This is a genomic window from Paenibacillus sp. MAHUQ-45 (genome assembly GCF_058133325.1).
On sequence record NZ_JBYUPV010000003.1, the window covers coordinates 660,626 to 678,844 of the forward strand.

Here is an 18,219-nt window from a genome sequence, read left to right on the forward strand (position 1 = left end):
TGTATCTATCCATATTCAAGGCTTTAAGATGACTTTAATGCAATCGTCCGTTTTCGTATCGAACACTTCATAGCCTCGCTTGGCCTCGCTAAGCGGAATGACGTGCGTAACAATGTCGCCAGGGTCCACTTTGCCAGACGTAACCAACTCGTACATATATGGCATGTAGTGAATGACCGGAGCTTGTCCGGAACGGATATTCACGTTTCGCTGCATGATGTCACCGAGCGGGAATCCGTTATAGCGTCCGCCGTATACCCCAGTGACTTGAATGGTTCCGCCTTTGCGGACAGCTTGAGATGCAATGATAAATGCGCTCATGGTGCCGCCTTGCAGTTTCAAACCGCTGGCTAAAAATTCAAGATCGCTCATCTTGCCGTCCATTCCTACCGCATCAATCACGACATCGGCGCCGCCTTTGGTCATTTCCTTGAGAGTGTTCCCAATATTCTTATCCTGTTCGAAGTTTACGATTTCCACATTGTTCGTTCGCTTCGCATGCTGTAAGCGGTAATCGACATAGTCGACGGCTATTACACGTTTAGCTCCTTTCAGCCAGCAGAATTTCTGGGCCAGGAGTCCGACCGGACCGCAGCCGAGCACGATGACCGTATCTCCATTCTTTACGCCGGCGTTATCTACGCTCCAGAATGCCGTCGTCATGGCATCGGCGATCAAGCTTAGCTTTTCGTCTGGTTGTTCGCAGTTTTCAGGAATCTTGAAGTGGGTAAAATTGGCAAATGGAACCCGTAAATACTCGGCTTGCCCGCCAGGATATCCGCCGGTCGTTCCGGAGTAGCCGAAATATGCGCCCATATCCCCGTGTTCGTTTGAATTGTCACATTGGCTTTCAAGCTGATTTTTGCAAAAAAAGCATTCTCCGCATGCGATGTTAAACGGAATGATCACACGGTCGCCTTTTTTTACCTTTGTCACGCCAGGACCTACTTCTTCTACGATCCCCATCGGCTCATGTCCGATGACATAGTTCTCCTGAAGGTTAGGGATCATCCCGTGAATAAGATGAAGGTCAGAACCGCAAATGGCGGTACTGGTGATCTTTACGATCATATCGTCCGGTTTCACAATCTTCGCATCAGGCACCTCTTTGACCACGACATTTTTAATCCCTTGATACGTTACCGCCTTCATGCTTTATGTCCTCCAATATGCTCATCTGGGGTCCGATCAAACATCCCTTTACGCGACGTATCATCCGGGAACAGATTCATCTGCCCGATCATCACCGTATTTTTCGCCGAAAGCTGGTCGAGTTGGTACTGTTCATTTAGCTCGTAAGGATGGAACCATTTTTTGCGAATCATGAGCTCCGAGATTTCTTGGTGCATTGCAATTCCCAGCTTAAGGTGATTGTGCAGCAGGGCTCTTACATCAGGTGAAGCCGTTTCCGTCAGGGCGATGGACAAATTACGCACACCCTCTTTGGCACGAATAAGGAAGTCCATGGCAAAAGTCATGTCAGCCATTTCCGGCATATTTAATGAATTAATCGGATCTAAATAATCGGTATTCATCTGAGTTCCCCTTAATGTGTTATAGGTATCGGATTATTCGGAACGGGTGCTTGGAAAGGAGCTCTTGCATATATTGCTTGCAGCTCAGCGATCTGTTGTATGGATTGAGTTACGTCTTTCTGCATTAAGGCTTTTAGCTCTTGGTCAAAGACCAGGCCTTGCATAAGTTTCGACTTAGCAAGGCAGAGCGTTTTGAAGTTTAACGCTTCATGCAGTTCCATCGATTCGTGCGGCGCTAGCGTTGGATTAGCCATTCAGAGATGAACACCTCCTTTTTTCATCAACGTTAGATTTTCCAATGCATTGGATCTTATACTAAAATGGAATGCCTGAGAAGTAAGATCCGAATATTCCCATGCAGTCGCAGGGATATAAACAAAATCTCAACCGCATACTTGATCTAGCCACAGAAAATGCAAGAAAACCGGCAGAAGGTGCACTTAACTCGAGTGGTAATACGCTGGAGCAGCATGCATCTAACGCGGTTTCTGAGGTGCAGACGGCTTGAAATCAGGCAATAAGCTCGATGAGAGAATCTGAGAGAGTCACCGTAAAATGCTTCGGCTTGCGCCGAAGTTTTTTGTTTCTTTAAGATGTCTCGACATTTTCAAAAAGACGTAAAAATGATTAAGACCCAGGGATTAGAAAAAGTCTTGAACATTTTATAGGTAATCGAAACCGGGCGTATCTTTATTTGCTTTCCGAAATGGGGAGATGACGTTACATTTACGGTTGCGGAAGTTGTTGAGGGTCGGTTGCATATCACTAGGTCCTTCATCAGTGTCCAAAGTGTAATTACTGATGGAAGGGGAACCCAGTGGGTACTGGATACCGCTGCGACGGGCTTTTGCCTGCAATGCAAAAAAAGAAACCCAGGATATTTAAATAGCCTGGGTTTCTCGGCACTCTAAAATAGAGCTTCTTTTTGTTTGAATTAACGATCAGCGAACGGGTTGGGGAAACCTAAACTCGTATGTGCTTGATTTGCATAGTTTTGGTTATATCCGACATTTGCGTTATTAATATTTGGAAAATTATTGGAGTTACTTTCGATTTGGTTAACCGCTTGAATCATTGATTGTAATTGCTGTATAGCAACCTGGTGTCCTTGAAGGGCGGATTGAATCGTATTGGCAGCTTGTCTTTCACGTTGAGCTAATTGTTCTAATTGTTGGGTATTTTGCTGTTCTTGTTGAAGCAAGCGTTGGTAGTTCTGACTTGCTTGCTCAGTTTGATGAATCAGCTGTTGAATAGAGTTTTTAATTTGTTGAGTGGATTGGTATGACATTGTATACCTCCTTTAAATTTTAAATCTATAATTAGATTGCTTAATCAAAATTAAATTATACATGTAAATTTCTTTATTTTGGTATGTAGTATAACAACGCTAATAGTTAGGTAAAGGCAGGTAGAATCATGATAGCCATTTAAAATAACATTATAAATAGAAAAGAAGCTTGTCATCCTTTCTGGTAACAGTTTTTTTATTATGTTTACCTTAAATAACAATCTCGCCTGTGGGGGATTCTAGAGAAATATCTCAAATTCTAATCAGAATGAGGACGGAATTCATGAAGCAAACTTCCAGTAAAATTGAAGAAGACAAAAAACTGAAATGGTGGCAACTGAGCTTGTTAGGCATAGCAGGCACTATAGGAATTATTGCGGTGATTGCGCTGAGTGATTGGATCGTTCAACACTTCCGTGCCAAGAAGGACGGTTCTGTTAAGGAGCACGCTGTAGACGGACAGACCAATGAATATCGTTCACTGAAGGGTGGTGCTGAGTTTCGAATCAAAAGTATCAGGTCACGAAAGAACAAGGTCTAATGAAAAAAGAGCAGCCGTGCAGCCTGTACACCAAAATAAAAACCAAAGCCAATCAGTGACAGACCTGATAGAACGGAGATCGCCTTTAATACATGGACGGTCAGGAATTTACGAAAGAGGCTGGAGGCTGCAGCCATCGTTGCGTCCCAGAGCAGAATTCCGAAGACTATTGCTCCACTGTAGATCAATAACTGCTGCATCGGATACTCGCTAACCGCCTTGGCTAATATTGAGCCGTAGATACCCAGCCAAAATAGGATGGAGAGGGGATTAAATAAGGACATCAGGAATCCCGACAGATAAGGTTTGGATAGTGAGGCATCGATTCCCCTCAGTCCAACAGCTGAGATTTCTCCTGAATTTTTAATGCTGTCTACACCTGAATAGACGAGAACAAAGAACCCGAACAGCCACAAGAAGACTTTAACAAATGGGGCGTTCAGCAGATGAATGAGGCCAAAATAGACGAGCAGCATGTAAATAATATCGGCGCATACTGCCCCAAGGCCAACAGCCCAGGCATGCATGAACCCTCCGCGGAGTCCCTTATCCAACTGCGCCGCATTAATGGGACCGATAGGAGCTGAAAGGGATAGCCCCAGAAAAATATAACCTATAAATACGTTAATGTTGTCCGCCTCCTTTATGTAGATAGCTTATTCCCATAAAGATAGTTGTAGGACAACCAAAAAAAACGTGAAAAATCAAGGCCAAAGTACTTAAAAGAAACTTTGAAGTTAGCCAAATAAAAAACACATATCTCATAAAGTTGAAAACATGAGAAGACGGCATCTCCCTTATAAAAAAGAAAAATGCCGTTTTTTGAAAGTTCTTTTAAGCGAACTTAGAAAGCCATGTTTTTCACTGGCTTTGAAGATAACACTTTGCGCTAGACAAAGAATGTCTGGAAGGGTGGCACTCAGCCTTTGACATGTAATGGGGGAGGAATCAGCCAACCTTTTTTCTTGTTCATGTGCAGGATTCCCATAATGGTACTGCAGCCCACCAGCCCAGCGGCATTATCTGCAGCGATTTTGGATGCGATCTCCACATCGGTGAACCTGGCACCTACGGGAATATCCTCCACCTGTACTTCCGGACGGTCAGGGAGTGTGGGCACTGAAGCAATACCGACTGCCCCAAGGAGAGCGTCACACTCACTGCTTTCCAGCTCAGCCTGGTTAATTAAATCGCCAAGTACTTTTTTTAGGTCATCGTCGCCAGCATGAGATTGAAATGCTCGATAGAGTGATACTAGCCCTTTTGCAGCCGTTGATGTCGTCCACACATTAAAAATCTCTCCATAATGCATGGGCTCTTCTTTTGAATTTCCGCCTAAAATCCCTGTCATTAATAGGCTCCTTATTGTTAGATTTGAACAAGTACTAGCATGCCCAAAAATAATATAGTTATTAAATTCCTCTTTAGAATGACAGCATTGCCTTTGGAGTAACAATGCTATAAATACAACCTTAAAGACCACAATAATCAGTATGATCATCACCATTTATGGACTTGTCGCTATCTTGATGATTCCAGTGGCTGGATATTTATCTGACTGTTTTGGTCGGAAAATCGTCATATTACCAAGTCTACTGCTTGCTGCCATAGGCGGAGCCGTTTGTGTTGCCGATGCCTGGTTCTTAACTGGAGTTAATGCTTATTGGGTAATACTTAGAGGGCGTTTTCTCCAAGGAATCGGAGCAGCTGGCTCATTTCCGATCGTACTTCCTTTCATAGGGGATCTATTCAAAGATGAAAGGCAGGTCACTAAAGGATTGGGAGTCATTGAGACTTCCAACACCTTCGGTAAAGTGTTAAGTCCAATCCTTGGTGCTTATCTCGGTACATTGCTATGGTATGCGCCCTTTATAGCGATTCCGGTCTTGTGTCTAATTTCTTTTACGCTGGTTGTATTTCTTGTTAAAAAACCAAAAATAGAGGAGAGGGCTGAAACGAAAAGCATTGGGCAATTTTTGAACGGCATCAAAGGAATCTTGCATGAGAAGGGTCGATGGTTGTACGCCATCTTTACCATTGGAGGAATTTGTATGTTTGCGACCTTTGGAGTGTTGTTCTATTTATCCAAGACCTTGGAGTCGAAGTATAAACTGCATGGAGCTTCAAAGGGATTTGTGCTGGCAATTCCTCTTGCGCTATTGTGTCTGGCCTCTTATGGAAGCGGCAGAATCATTGGGAAAAACAAGCTGTTGATGAAATGGCTCGGTTTTATCGAAATGGTTCTGCTCATGAGTGCAATGCTGATTACAGGCATTAGTAAGAATATTTATTTCATGGTAGGATTCTTAAGTGTAAGTGGGATTGGGAATGGTGTTGTATTGCCTTGTATGGATGCACTGATCACGGAAGGAATTGATAAAGAGAACCGCGGTACGATTACTTCCTTAAACAGCAGCATGAGATTTATAGGGGTTGCAATGGGGCCACCGGTCGTTTCACTTTTAATGAGTCAAGGGCATTGGGTCTTATTCGGTACCATGGCTGCCGTAGGAGCAGTCGGGGGACTATTATCCTTATTAGCTGTTACTCCAAGCAAGGGGAAGACAGGTGGAGAGAACGATCAGAAGCGAAGTAGCATCAAGCATACGAAAGGGGATCCAATGCGCCGACGTGTGCGGTAGTACAGCTTGGATCGTTCAAATTTTGTGGCGAACTTATCAGTTTAAGTAACGAAACAACTTTTGAACCTACAAGTCGGAATATCATTATTTAATCTTATGAATCAATACGATGAATATGTAGAACAACAGCAAGGCAGACTGAAGATTCTTTGGATAGGAAGTCTAGAAAAGGGGAGAATATTTTTGGGTGCTACCCTGCCCAATAATTTTTGGAGGGAAAAAAATATGAAGAAGGTTGCTGCTCTTGCATCAGTTGTATGTCTTAGTTTGCTTTTATGTATTCCAGCATTTGCATACCAGGATAGTACAAACACTGGAATTCAAGCATACTACTCAGTCAATCAAACTTATGACAACTTGAATGCAAAGAATGTTAATACAACGGGGAATGAGAATTCAACAGATATTCAGAATGGGAATTACAGAGCCCAAGCAGTCTCAGATGAAAATCGGGGGAATAATTGGAGCTGGTTGGGTCTTTTGGGCTTAATTGGACTTACAGGTTTACGGAAAAGAAGCTCCGAAAGAAGCTAAGCTTTTTAATGCCACAAGGGAACAACTTTTTTCAACAAAACCCTATCAAGTTTATGCTTGATGGGGTTTTGCATTGGCAGCTTGAGTTGAGCGTAACTTGAGGATATCATAAGCGAAAACGTGAACATTTACACTTCAATAATGATCGGAAGAATCATTAGACGCCGTTTTGTTTTCTCATAAAGAAATTTGCTTAAGGTCTCCTTGATGAGTTGCTATGGACAAGCTGATTGATTTCTTCCATCAGCTTGTTGGTGTCCGGTTCGTTTAATAGGCGGGCGTCTGTCTCGCTCAGCGTAATGACCGTAATCAGGACACCGTCCGCAGACAATTCCGATTGAAATAACATAAATAATGGTCAGCAGTTAGGTTTACTCCTTGAAGCAAAGAAAATGAAAATCGCAAAAAATAGAGCTAAAAACGAGCTTAAGGAAATCCAACTGATAGAGAAATCTCAAAGGGATGGTACATATGCGTCGGAAATCCGTATCTCAAACAAATTTTATGAAAATCGTCCTGATGTGAAAGAACTGATTAAGAACCAAAATATTAAGGTGATATCCTGGAAAGCAATTCGTGATCTTCATTGGAACAGTTTAAAATAACCGCCTCTGATGATCAGACACCGACTAAAAGAAAAAGTTTATCAAAAGGCCGCTTATCCAAATGGGATTGAAGGCCAGTACAACCAAAACCCAAAACTTATTATTTTACAGTGTAAAAATGCATATAATGTAATTGATACCATGAGGAGGGTTAATTCTTACCTACATACATATGTACAAAATACGGGTTTTGTGAATAAGTATAAGAATAACAACCAGGAGCGCTTGTTTGAGCTGTTATTTGTTGTATATGTTCAATGATTTCGAACTTGTTTATATCCGTTTCATATTTACAATTATACACTTTCGTCTTATCCCAAATTTAATTCATGTTAGTTTTCACACGGTTTATTCTTAGTTGAAATTGCTTTTTTGAATCTCGCGGTTATTTCTGAGTGATTCCAGCAAAAATGGTTATTTGTATGACTTGTAACTGTTATTTATATTTCGATTATTTACTTTAATTTTTGACTTTAATAAATGTAGTTTACACCACAAGCTCTGAGTTCCACCGATATTTATTCAATTCTGCTGGCTAATCCTAAATCAGAGTTCTCGATTCAGATCAAAAAATCTGATTTTGTGAAAGCGCTATTATTCATTGGGAATCTCTTCTCTAATAGCATAATCGCTATCTCCTTTTCATGATGTGTCTATCCCCTAACCGTTCTCAATTTCCGGAGAATCTCTAAAAGCATAACATTGAGACTGACCCATACACCGCCGAATACATATCCTGCAAAGACGTCGCTGGGATATTGCATCCTGAAATAAATCCGACTGATCCCTACTGCCAGGCAGATTAGGATTACGCTCAAAATGATGGGCACCCGGATATATCGAAAGCTATAATATCGCAGCAGTAAGAAAGCCGAAAAACCGCATACTGTCAGCGAAATCAACGTCTCTTTACTTGGGAAGGTGTTCAAAAACTGAAAGCCAGCCGTTACAGGTCCTAAACGATGGAACACCATGCGCAAAATCTCGTCAATTAACTCTCCTCCGGCAACTACCCATACAAGAAAGTTCAAGTCTAATCTACGCTCTTTACTGTGCCGCATGATCCAAAGTGCTGCCAAAACAAGCACGGGACCATAGAAATAAAATGTGCCTAGCTTCGTAAAGGTATGCATCCATCCCCTCCATTCGGTACCGAATGTGACTGCAACCAGATAAGACACGATCTCATCAAACTGCCCGAATTCCTGGGCCAGAAAGTCCTCGATCAAAACGAGCATCAGCGAGAAAAATAAAACGAAAAAGGCAAACGATGCGAGCAATAGAAACCGAACCCTACCGAACGAGTTAAAGTGGCGCCCACCCTGTATGAGTAACTGCATGAGTGTTTCGACTACCTTAATTTTATACTTGCGATACACATAGATTACGATGGTCAGGAGTGCCGATGCGATACCAAAGATGATCATATAGCGGTTGACCGTTGAATGATACTTCTCCCATTTGAGGCCAAGAACTTTACCCAAGGAGATGAACAAGCTCACCCAAAAGATCGCGCCGGTATAGGCAAAAAGAGCGTAACGCTTAAATGGCATGCGTGTCACGCCGCAAAAATACCCGGTAATATGCCGGACTCCAGGGATGAAATAAGCTACTAAAAGCAGTTTATCCCCATATTTTTCAAACCAGAAGCTCATTTTGTCCACGCGTTCTTCCGAAAGATGGACACGTTCTCCGTATCGCGCGATGAACGGCCTCCCCAAACGGTAACCAATCCAATAAGAGAGAGTTACTCCGATCAAGACCCCTAACCCGGCAGCCACGATGCTAAGGAACCAGTTCAGCTTATGTTCATATACAGAGAGGCCGATATAGCTCATCAACATCTCCCCCGGAAGCGGCAATGCCAGCATTTCGAGGCACAAGAACAAAAAGATAAGCCCGTATCCGTAATGTTCCAGCAAATTCGTCAATATGTAGTCACCTTCCGAAATATAGGCGGATTGCAGACGATCACCCCGCCTTGTTCTGTTGGATTTTAACGTGGACGTGATCATAGCGCTGATGACGACGACACCCAGCAACCTTGGGAATTACCGTTCCGTCATCCCCGAGAGGACGAACGAAGTACCTTATTAATATCATTCCTACTCACACCAGCTTTTAATACTTTTCCCCAATCCAGCGCAATTGAAAACCCATGAATCCCGTTTGGTGGCGTATCGTTATCTAACTGAAGAAGCTCCTGAACTGTCGCAAGAACGAGTTCAGGAGCTTTTTTATTGAAATTGTATTAGCAACTGACCATTGGGATCAGCTTCTGATAATTCATTTCTTTTCTTATTATTGTCCTTTTTCCATGACAGCAAAATAATTCTGTTCATTATCTGCGAAGTTGAACACTCTTCCATTGGGAAGTTCTACAATATCTCCAACGGTGACATTTTTGTCCTTCAAATCACGATATAATTGATCGAAATTTTCGGTGAAGTACATTAAAGATGGTGCTCCCAGGTTCATTCCAGGATTCATATTGGCAACGAACTCTTTATTATGAAGAACAATGCTAGTTGCTGCACCTTCAGGAGCAAGCTCGATAAATCTCATCGGGCCATTGGTTACATCCGCAATCACTTCAAACCCCAGCTTTTCTGTCCAGAAATCTCTGGACTCGTCTTGATTATTCACATACAACATAACTTGGCCAATTTTGTTAATCATAATATATGCACCCCTTAGATGGATTAATTAATCTCAAACCTTCGCATTTTAACAAACAATCATAGTCGACTTGTGGGACAGACCTTTACTTAAATGACTCCAACCGTTCTTCCAGTCGATCCCAAGTTTCAGTGATTCCTTGCAGCATGCCCATGTCCATTACGGTTTTAAGCGCCTCTGCCGACACATATTCAGAACGATTTACCAGTTTAGTCTTGCCGCCCAGATCTATAAATTCCAACGTGATTAAGGTCGATGGCAGGGATTCATTTACATTACCTTCAGCATCCGAAAAGTAATCAGTGTAGATGATCTTCTCCGGCTCGACAATCTCACTATAAATGCCTTTCCCCCACGATTCCATCCCGTAAAATGTACCTAGATTCTGATCTACGCACTTCATACAGTAATGCCATACGCCACCCGGACGGAAATCGATGGTGCATACCGGGATCTCCCAGCCTCTTGGTCCCCACCAATGTTTGATATGCTCTGCTTCTTTAAACATCTGGAAAACAAGTTCGCGTGGAGCGTCGAATACACGCTCTAGCACCAGGACGCGATCGTTCTCTACGCTTGACACCATTTTGTTTGACATTGTTATTATCCCTCCCAATCTAATGATGTTACGGTTTGTCCTTATTTTGCAGTTCACGTAAGTAATTATCCAAGTTATCTAACCGTTCTTCCATAATATGACGGAAGGACTGGACCCAAGAATCCATTGCTTGGAAGGGCTCAGGCCGGAGTGTGTAAATCCGGCGGTTCGCATCAATTCGCACTTCCACAATCCCGCTATCGCTAAGCACTTTCAAATGCTTCGATGCTTGTGGCTGACGAAGCCCCAGTCGGTCGGCGATTTCACCCACGGCTAGAGGACCGTTACTCAACAATTGAACAATATTCATGCGATTAGGTTCAGCTAAAGCACTCAGCGTCGTTATGTCCATTCCCGGACGTATGCCGGACATGTTACTCACCTCTGTATACAATGGTTTCTTGTCTAATCATCTCCTTGATTTAGGGTAACTTTCAACCTGACGCTCATAATATACCTTATACTGAATATTCCTGTCAAGGAATATTGAATGTAAACTTCATGGTAATTATTAGTTGACTTTGTATTTAAATCGTAATTTAGAAAGTAGCATTCCGGGAAGGATTTGTAATCAACATGAACGCCCCTACCCCCTTATTATTTGCTCGCTTTTTCTATATTAATCCGAATTTTACATCTGAAATTTCAGTAGTAAAAGTAAACATCAACATATTCCGTTTCATGAGTTAAGAAGCGCATCGCCATAGTTTTCCTGCCCTTTTCTATATCTCATCAAAGATAAAAAAAAGCCCTCCTTCACCCGTCCGAAGACGCAGGGAAAGAGAGCTCTCTTATATAGTAGAAAAATAAAAATCCGGGCATTAAATGCACTTTCAGTTACACGCGGAGCGTAGTATAACGATTGGCGGGACGTTTAAGTCCCAGATGGTCACGCAGCGTGCGTCCGGTATACTCTGTGCGGAACACTCCTCTGCGTTGCAGCTCAGGAACAACCAGATTAACGAAGTCATCCAGGCCGCCCGGCAGGTGAGAGAACGAGACGTTAAAGCCATCCGCTGCTCCCTTCAGGAACCATTCCTCCATAATATCGGCGATCTGCTCCGGCGTTCCAGCAATTGAGCGTTTGTTAGTCACTCGCTCATATAGCTGGCGAAGCGTCAGTCCCTTGTCCATCAGATCAAGAATGCCCTTGAGAACGGTTTTACTCTGATTATATTGATCAAGATCCGGTCGAATTGGTAGCGGCTCATCAAGGGGGTAAGAGGAAACATCCTGGCCAAGATGATGGGAAAGGATATCCAGACCTAACTGCGGCGGCGTCAAGCTCTCAATGAGCGCCTTCTGCTCATTCGCCTCTTCCTCTGTCCGGCCGATAATCGGCATAATGCCAGGCAATATTTTTAGATCATGCCGGCTTCTTCCGTACTTGGCCATTCTCCCCTTAAGATCCTCATAAAACTGCTGACTAGCCAGTAGTCCCTCGGCAGAATAAGAGCTGACAAGTGCGAAGACGACCTCCGCTCTAGCTGCTGCCATCTCCTTGCCAGCCTCCGAAGCTCCCGCCTGAACTAACACGGGATAACCTTGCGGGGGTCTTGCTACATTGAGCGGACCCTGCACCTGGAAGTGTTTGCCCTTGTGCTGGATATTATGCAGCTTGTCCTTATCTGCGAAATATCCGCTCTCTTTATCAAAGAGCAGCGCATCATCTTCCCAACTGTCCCACAGTCCTTGCGTCACATCAACGAACTCCTCGGCTCGTTCATATCGATTATGATGTTCCGGATGCTTCTCAAGGCCAAAATTGCGCGCCTCCTCATCCGTTTGCGAGGTAACAACATTCCATGCGGTCCGCCCATTGCTGATGTGATCCAGTGTAGCCATCTTCCGGGCGATATGATATGGCTCATTGTAGGTGGTGGATATTGTCGCCGCCAGCCCGATATGCTTTGTGGCAACGGCCAGCGCCGAGAGCAAGGTGAAGGGCTCAGGGCGAATGGTGCTGGAATGGCTGATGCCCGATTCAAAGCGATCCCATACATACAGATCATCTGCATAGAAGAACATATCGAATTTCCCGCGTTCTGCAGTCTGAACGATATTCTTATAATAGTTAAAATCAAGCAGTCCTTCGGGAATCGAGCCCGGATGCCTCCAACTGGAGATTTGCCCTCCCGCCGGGTAGAACATCATTGCCCCAAGCGTCATTTGCCGTTGCTGTGTGCTCACATTGTTAGCCTCCCTGTCATGTGTTTGATTCTTATATGATTAATTTCAAACTAGATTTACACCTTATCGTGCATAACGACTGACAGGCCTGGTCAATCCCAGGGTGTCCCGCAACGTACCACCAGGATATTCCGTACGGAATAGTCCTCTGCGCTGGAGTTCAGGCACTACTAGCTCTATAAAATCGTCAAGGCCTCCCGGCAGATTAGGGAATGGCATAATAAACCCATCCGCTGCCCCTTCTTTAAAATAAGTTTCCATAATATCGGCAATTTGTTGCGGAGTACCGGCAACTCCATTGTTGTAGATTTTTTTGAAAAGCTGACGTGGCGTCAGGCGCTCTTTCTCCAGTAAACGAATAACACGCTCCATCCGACTTTTGCTTTGGTTGTGCTGATCCAGGCTCGGGATAAAAGGAAGCGGCTCGTCCAGCGACAAATGAGTAATATCCTGTCCTAAATAATGCGATAGCAGATCAGCAAGTAAAGAATCGGGGATCAGTCCATCGATAAGCTCACGCTTTGCTTGGACCTCAGCTTCTGTTCTTCCGATAATAGGCATAAATGAAGGCATGATTTTCAATTCGTGCTGCTCTCTGCCGTATTTAGACAGGCGTCCCCTCAAATCTTCAGAGTAGGCCTTGGCCTCTTCTAATGGTACCCAGGGGGTAAAAGCCAATTCAGCGCTACTTGCTGCTAGCTCTCTTCCGGAATCGGAAGCCCCAGCCTGAACCAGAACCGGATACCCCTGAGGCGGGCGAGTAACGTTAAGCGGACCGCGGACCCGGAAAAACTCACCTTCATGGTTCAGATAATGTACCTTGTCGGGATCGGCAAATTCCCCCCGCTTTTTATCTGCTACGATGCTGTCTTCTTCCCAGCTGTCCCATAAGCCAAGTGTGACATCGACGAACTCCCGAGCCCGCTTATAACGTGTGCTGTGCTCTAGGTGACTCTCTTTATTGAAATTACGAGCCTCTTCATTGGCTGAAGAAGTGATCACGTTCCATGCCGCCCGACCCTTACTGAAATGATCCAGTGTGGCCAGTTTACGCGCAATATGGTATGGGTCGTTATACGATGTAGAAATCGTAGCTGCTAGTCCAATATTTTTCGTTACCGAAGCCAGAGACGCCATTAACGTGATCGGTTCTGGACGAATGCTATTGGCCCCGCGGATACTTGAATCAAAACGATCCCAAACATAAAGATTGTCCGCATAGAAAAACAAATCGAATTTAGCGCGCTCTGCTGTCTGAACGATATTCTTATAGAAATCGAAATCCAGCATTTGTGAGGCATCCACCTCTGGGTGACGCCAGCTAGCAATATTCTCACCGGATGGATAAAACATCATGGCTCCAAGTGACATTTGACGGTTATGATTACCCATTTACGAGTTCCTCCCAATCGATTATTTCAAAAAGCCTTCCTGCTTCAACCATGCTTTGGCCACATCTTCCGGCTCTTTCTGCTCAGCGTCGACCTGTCTGTTCATCTCGCGAATGGCTTCAAGTGAAACTTTGTTGCTCAGCTTATTAAGTACTTCTTTAAGCTCAGGATGTGCTTCTAGCGTCTCATTGCGTACGAGCGGTGCAGCATAGTAAGGAATAAAGATATGTTTATCGTCCGCCAGCGGAACGAGATTGTTCACCTCAAAAATACCTTTCGTAGCCAGGGTGATCATTACATCTGCTTCTTTATTTTTAAGAGCTTCCAGCTGTAGCGGTGGACTGGAGATCCCGAGAAGCTTCTTAAAGTTAAAGCCGTACGCTTCCTTAACGAGTCTATAGCCGTCTGGACGGTTGGATTTCTCGATCATCGGATCTGCTGCAAATATTAGTTCGTTGGAATGCTCTGCCAATTGCGTGAGGTTAGTAATCCCGTATTTATCCGCAACTTCCTTCCGTATAGCAAAAGCGTACGTACTGTCAAATCCGAGCGGATCCAGCATTGTCAAATGCTCCTGCTCGTTCAACATGGTCTTAACCGTGTTATAGACCTTCTCTGGGTCACGCTCTGGCGGCTGTTTCAAAATATTCATTAGAGCTGTGCCCGTATACTCCACATAGGCATCGACATCGCCCTTCTTAATCGCTTCCCAAAGAATATTGTTATCGAGCTTCACCGTTTCAACATTAAGCGAGGTATTTTCCGTCACAATAAATTTCAGCAACTGTTGCATAACATTTGACTCGGTATTCCCCTTAGTCGCGATAACGATTTTAGAGGGCTTAGCGTTACTGCAACCGGCAATAACAAGAACAATGATAGCTAACAGTAGAATGCTTACCTGTTTAAACGTTCGCTGTTTCAAATTATGAACTGATGATCTCTTAGATGATTGCATAAATTTCTCCCCATTCTTAGTTGTTTAGTTGGATTTATTCTTACGAAGCCCTTTAGGCGTTAAGAATCGATTGAGTTGTAGCAAGCCAATATTGATCAGAATAACCAGCAAAGATACAGGGATTGCACCTTCCAGAATTCGTGCAGTGTTCATATCATTAATCCCTGTCGTAATAATATCTCCTAGTCCGCCAGCAGCAATGAAGGTCCCGATTGTAGCCATACTAATCATCTGAATGGCCATTAGCCTTACACCGGCCAAAATATAGCTGCGTGCAATCGGTACTTGAACCATCCATAGCAGCTGCCAGTTTGACATCCCCATCCCGCGACCTGCTTCAGTCAGTGCAGGACTGACCGAAGTGATACCCACATATGTATTCTGGAGTACCGGCAAAATTCCATAGAAGGTTAACACGATCAGCGCTGGTTTAAAGCCAATGCCGAACACTGGAACCATAAAGCCGAATAGTGCCAGAACGGGAATCGTCTGTACGGCAGAAACAACTGTAATAATAGAATTGGCCAATCGCTTATGGCGCGAAAGATAGATTCCAAAAGGAATTGAAATCAGACAAGCCAATGCCAAAGAAAGAAGAGACAATTCAATGTGCTGTAAAGTCTTTTCAATGACGATTGGCCAATCCTCCTGTAGCGTGTTCCAAAAATGGTTCAAACGACAACCTCCCGTTCTTGGGCAAATCCCTTGCAGGCATAGATTTTGCTCCCTTGTTTAAACTCCACATCCATAACTCTTATCATCTTCAAATCCTTTCTCCATATAAAAAAAGGACTCATCTTCCCGTCGCGTTAGCTTACAGGAAAATGAGACCTCCGAATGGTATGGTCGACCTCTTGAATTATTATATTGTAATAATTGATAATCACAATTTAATATTATATTCACACTAGTAAATTGTCAACAACTAATATTATATAATCTTATCGGATTTATATGTTTTTCTTATAAATGAAACACGTATACGTATATTTATGTTAGAGCTCCTTGTTCAGCTCCACCCTTTCACTGCTCCAATCCCATAGCTCAAGCGCACGACTGAGATCATAGGATTCTTCGGAGGAGGCAATTTCCTTCGGGCCGTCCCAGTACGTTCCGCTCTGCAAAGAATTTTTTAATACCAGTTGCGCAAGGTCATTGCCGGACTGCTTAGTTGTACGAATAGCCGAGCTGACGAAGCGAAACAGCGGCATGACATGATTCCAGATAAACTGCATAAAGGGCTTGTAGTCTCTGGCCAATGCCGAACCTTTACCAGGCATCGCGCCAGGATTAAAGGCGACAACGGAGATGGATGGCTTGGACTGCTGAACTCGGCGTGACAGCTCATACGTAAAGTACAGGTTAGTAAGCTTGGAGGTCGCATAACGTACCATTCCCTTGGAAAAGTCGTTCAGATCGTGCAGGTACTGATCCGAAGCCACAGGATCGGCCATAGTTCCGGGGCTTGCGTAGCGAACAGACATCGCAGAATTCCCCCTTGACTGGTGCGTATCACTACTAACAACAACGATTCGTCCTGGCTCCATCAGTTGATGATACAGCAGCCGCACGAGCAGAAAATGACCCATATGATTAACTCCAAAGGTTGCTTCAAGGCCATCCGCTGTTACTTGAGTGCCCTGTACAAAAGCCGCGCCGGCATTGCAGACGATTGCATGCAGCGGAGGATGATCCGCCTTCGTGAATTGGTCTGCAAATTGCTTAATCGACGAGAACGAGGACAAATCCAGTACCATCGCAGAGATATGGGGATTCCGAGTATCGTGAATCAAGGCTTGCGCCGCTTCGTTTCCTTTTTGCTGACTGCGTGATGCGATGATGACATGCCACTCGGTTGAGGCACTGGCTATGACTTTTGCCGTTTCAAACCCGAGACCTGTATTGCCTCCTGTAATGATGACCGTTTTTGCAGCTGTTTGCATTTATCTTTCACCTCTCCTCTTCCATTGAAGTTTCTGTACAATTCTTATCGCTTGGGTTTTCGAAAAGCTCCCGAAAGTGTTCAATCTTAAAGGCAATGATTTTTTGAATTTCAGACAATCTAGCAATTTCGCATTGAATATTTCGGTTATGCTCCTCCAGTAGGGACAGTCTTCCAGGTATAGTTTCATCACCGGAACTCGTCATTTCCTGAAAACGTTTCATTTCTGCTAGCGTCATCCCCGTCGCTTTCAAGCGGGTTAGAAAAAGAATACTATGAATTTGTTCACGACTATACACCCGATGCCCGTTTTTCTTACGATCCGCATAGGGCAGCAAGCCTATTTTCTCATAATAACGAATTGTATCTTCCGTCAGCCCTGTCAATTGTGCGGCTTGCTTGATAGAGGTAACAAGCTCCGGAATTTTCTGGGTGAGACTAGCCCATTCAGTGTTACCAGTTAAGTGGGACATTTTCGTTAAAGAAGCCTCCTTGTAGATATATATCCAGGGTTCGCCGTACTGCAGATCGTAAATCCCTGAGTTTCTAATTGCTTAGCCGTTTAAATGTACAACTTGGAGTACACTCCAAGTCAAGCAACCAGGTGTAGCGGCTGTATTTCAATGTTTTCCTAAAAGGCTCTCGTTTAGTATGCTTTACCGTGCATAAGAAAAAACACCTTCAAAGTTGTTCGCCACGTCCGCTGACATGGGAGCATCCTCTGAAAGTGTTTTGTTTTGTCCAACTCAAGTGGGCTTGAATCCACTGCATTATGTGTTAAGCTGTTCACGGCTTTTTACTCAACATGATTTGTTCAAAAAGTTTTCTAACTTCCTCAGTAGAGAAAGCTTCAGACAATACTTCATTGAACGTGGCCATCGCGCTGTCTATTTTAGACTGTCCGATATCTGTCAAAGCTGTATAGCTGCTACGGCGATCTTCATCACAAATGATTCTTTCCAAAGCACCACAACTTCGTGCCTCGAAACGACTCACAAGTCTTGATACAGCACTTTGACTCAGTCCGATCATTGATTCCAGTTGCTGTAATCGAAGTTTTTTCTCGGGCGCTTGCGATAAAAACATCAGCATATAAAAATCATTTAAAGAATAATTGTGTTTTTCCAAAAGCTTGGCCTCTAATTTATTCGCAACATTCATTTGCATTTGTGTGAAGGCTAGCCAGTTAGCGATAAGATTAGGATTAGACGTAGTAGACATCTTATACTTCCTTTCTAAAGGTAATGCTGTACACCATCTCTCCTATAATATCATAAGACTTAATGATGCACTACGCAGCATACCTCGCCCAATAC

Annotated in this window: 22 protein-coding genes and 2 pseudogenes; 5 read left to right on the forward strand and 19 right to left on the reverse strand. The window is 43.8% G+C overall.

Annotated features, from left to right (window positions below):
- Positions 1-15: 15 nt before the first annotated feature.
- Genes AC3Y23_RS10385 through AC3Y23_RS10395 form a run of 3 tightly spaced genes read right to left on the reverse strand, consistent with a single transcriptional unit; the run spans position 16 to position 1,789 of the window.
- Positions 16-1,152: a zinc-dependent alcohol dehydrogenase gene (locus tag AC3Y23_RS10385; RefSeq protein WP_379198357.1), complete on the reverse strand. Its 1,137-nt coding sequence runs from the start codon at positions 1,150-1,152 to the stop codon at positions 16-18.
- Positions 1,149-1,535, reverse strand: coding sequence for a spore coat protein (locus tag AC3Y23_RS10390; protein WP_163753828.1), 387 nt, complete (start codon positions 1,533-1,535; stop codon positions 1,149-1,151). The genes AC3Y23_RS10385 and AC3Y23_RS10390 overlap by 4 nt, the downstream gene beginning before the upstream one ends.
- An 11-nt stretch (positions 1,536-1,546) precedes the next feature.
- Positions 1,547-1,789, reverse strand: a complete 243-nt coding sequence (locus tag AC3Y23_RS10395) for a spore gernimation protein GerQ (RefSeq protein WP_379198360.1) — start codon at positions 1,787-1,789, stop codon at positions 1,547-1,549.
- Positions 1,790-2,203: 414 nt separating this feature from the next.
- Here AC3Y23_RS10395 and AC3Y23_RS10400 point away from each other — a divergent pair.
- Positions 2,204-2,383: pseudogene (locus tag AC3Y23_RS10400) on the forward strand (L-dopachrome tautomerase-related protein); the annotation flags it as partial.
- 86 nt (positions 2,384-2,469) lie between these two features.
- On the opposite strand, the gene AC3Y23_RS10405 reads toward AC3Y23_RS10400, so the two are convergent.
- Entirely contained in the window at positions 2,470-2,823 is a 354-nt protein-coding gene (locus AC3Y23_RS10405; RefSeq protein ID WP_379198362.1) for a hypothetical protein, read from the reverse strand.
- A gap of 283 nt (positions 2,824-3,106) precedes the next feature.
- Between AC3Y23_RS10405 and AC3Y23_RS10410 the strand changes: the two genes are divergently transcribed.
- Positions 3,107-3,364, forward strand: coding sequence for a hypothetical protein (locus tag AC3Y23_RS10410; protein ID WP_379198364.1), 258 nt, complete (start codon positions 3,107-3,109; stop codon positions 3,362-3,364).
- Here AC3Y23_RS10410 and AC3Y23_RS10415 read toward each other — a convergent pair.
- Both AC3Y23_RS10415 and AC3Y23_RS10420 read right to left on the reverse strand, forming a co-directional pair.
- On the reverse strand, positions 3,361-3,993 hold the full coding sequence (locus AC3Y23_RS10415; protein WP_379198606.1) for a LysE family transporter: 633 nt from the start codon (positions 3,991-3,993) through the stop codon (positions 3,361-3,363). The two genes, AC3Y23_RS10410 and AC3Y23_RS10415, sit on opposite strands and share 4 nt — an antisense overlap.
- 290 nt (positions 3,994-4,283) lie before the next feature.
- Positions 4,284-4,715: a DUF3231 family protein gene (locus AC3Y23_RS10420; RefSeq protein WP_379198608.1), complete on the reverse strand. Its 432-nt coding sequence runs from the start codon at positions 4,713-4,715 to the stop codon at positions 4,284-4,286.
- A gap of 142 nt (positions 4,716-4,857) precedes the next feature.
- On the opposite strand from AC3Y23_RS10420, the gene AC3Y23_RS10425 reads away from it, so the two are divergent.
- Positions 4,858-6,006 (forward strand): MFS transporter, encoded by a 1,149-nt coding sequence (locus AC3Y23_RS10425; protein WP_379198366.1) that lies wholly within the window; start codon positions 4,858-4,860, stop codon positions 6,004-6,006.
- A 96-nt stretch (positions 6,007-6,102) separates the two neighbouring features.
- On the forward strand, positions 6,103-6,540 hold the full coding sequence (locus AC3Y23_RS10430) for a WGxxGxxG family protein (protein ID WP_379198368.1): 438 nt from the start codon (positions 6,103-6,105) through the stop codon (positions 6,538-6,540).
- A 128-nt stretch (positions 6,541-6,668) separates the two neighbouring features.
- Here the strand turns inward: AC3Y23_RS10430 and AC3Y23_RS10435 are convergent.
- Both AC3Y23_RS10435 and AC3Y23_RS10440 read right to left on the reverse strand, forming a co-directional pair.
- Positions 6,669-6,749 (reverse strand): annotated as a pseudogene (locus tag AC3Y23_RS10435) (hypothetical protein); the annotation flags it as partial.
- Entirely contained in the window at positions 6,734-6,889 is a 156-nt protein-coding gene (locus AC3Y23_RS10440) for a hypothetical protein (protein ID WP_379198370.1), read from the reverse strand. The gene AC3Y23_RS10440 and the pseudogene AC3Y23_RS10435, both read right to left, overlap by 16 nt.
- Before the next feature lie 43 nt (positions 6,890-6,932).
- Here AC3Y23_RS10440 and AC3Y23_RS10445 point away from each other — a divergent pair, with 43 nt between their 5' ends.
- Positions 6,933-7,145 (forward strand): hypothetical protein, encoded by a 213-nt coding sequence (locus AC3Y23_RS10445; RefSeq protein ID WP_379198372.1) that lies wholly within the window; start codon positions 6,933-6,935, stop codon positions 7,143-7,145.
- A gap of 653 nt (positions 7,146-7,798) precedes the next feature.
- Here the strand turns inward: AC3Y23_RS10445 and AC3Y23_RS10450 are convergent.
- The 11 genes from AC3Y23_RS10450 to AC3Y23_RS10500 form a co-directional block, all read right to left on the reverse strand.
- Positions 7,799-9,160 (reverse strand): VTT domain-containing protein, encoded by a 1,362-nt coding sequence (locus AC3Y23_RS10450; RefSeq protein WP_379198374.1) that lies wholly within the window; start codon positions 9,158-9,160, stop codon positions 7,799-7,801.
- Positions 9,161-9,446: 286 nt separating this feature from the next.
- The gene (locus tag AC3Y23_RS10455) at positions 9,447-9,824 is read right to left on the reverse strand and encodes a VOC family protein (protein WP_379198376.1); all 378 of its coding nucleotides are present in this window, start codon (positions 9,822-9,824) and stop codon (positions 9,447-9,449) included.
- A gap of 85 nt (positions 9,825-9,909) precedes the next feature.
- Positions 9,910-10,422 (reverse strand): SRPBCC domain-containing protein, encoded by a 513-nt coding sequence (locus AC3Y23_RS10460; protein WP_379198377.1) that lies wholly within the window; start codon positions 10,420-10,422, stop codon positions 9,910-9,912.
- A 28-nt stretch (positions 10,423-10,450) separates the two neighbouring features.
- On the reverse strand, positions 10,451-10,795 hold the full coding sequence (locus tag AC3Y23_RS10465) for an ArsR/SmtB family transcription factor (RefSeq protein WP_379198379.1): 345 nt from the start codon (positions 10,793-10,795) through the stop codon (positions 10,451-10,453).
- A gap of 464 nt (positions 10,796-11,259) precedes the next feature.
- Entirely contained in the window at positions 11,260-12,612 is a 1,353-nt protein-coding gene (locus AC3Y23_RS10470; RefSeq protein WP_379198381.1) for an LLM class flavin-dependent oxidoreductase, read from the reverse strand.
- Between the two features lie 63 nt (positions 12,613-12,675).
- Complete coding sequence (locus AC3Y23_RS10475) at positions 12,676-14,004, reverse strand: LLM class flavin-dependent oxidoreductase (RefSeq protein ID WP_379198383.1); 1,329 nt, start codon at positions 14,002-14,004, stop codon at positions 12,676-12,678.
- A gap of 21 nt (positions 14,005-14,025) precedes the next feature.
- Complete coding sequence (locus AC3Y23_RS10480) at positions 14,026-14,961, reverse strand: ABC transporter substrate-binding protein (RefSeq protein WP_379198385.1); 936 nt, start codon at positions 14,959-14,961, stop codon at positions 14,026-14,028.
- A 24-nt stretch (positions 14,962-14,985) separates the two neighbouring features.
- A complete protein-coding gene (locus AC3Y23_RS10485) occupies positions 14,986-15,636 on the reverse strand; it encodes an ABC transporter permease (protein WP_379198387.1) in 651 nt (216 codons plus the stop codon).
- A 320-nt stretch (positions 15,637-15,956) separates the two neighbouring features.
- The gene (locus AC3Y23_RS10490; RefSeq protein ID WP_379198389.1) at positions 15,957-16,904 is read right to left on the reverse strand and encodes an SDR family NAD(P)-dependent oxidoreductase; all 948 of its coding nucleotides are present in this window, start codon (positions 16,902-16,904) and stop codon (positions 15,957-15,959) included.
- 7 nt (positions 16,905-16,911) lie between these two features.
- On the reverse strand, positions 16,912-17,376 hold the full coding sequence (locus AC3Y23_RS10495) for a MerR family transcriptional regulator (RefSeq protein WP_379198391.1): 465 nt from the start codon (positions 17,374-17,376) through the stop codon (positions 16,912-16,914).
- A 313-nt stretch (positions 17,377-17,689) separates the two neighbouring features.
- Positions 17,690-18,124 (reverse strand): MarR family winged helix-turn-helix transcriptional regulator, encoded by a 435-nt coding sequence (locus AC3Y23_RS10500; RefSeq protein ID WP_379198393.1) that lies wholly within the window; start codon positions 18,122-18,124, stop codon positions 17,690-17,692.
- Between the last annotated feature and the right edge of the window lie 95 nt (positions 18,125-18,219).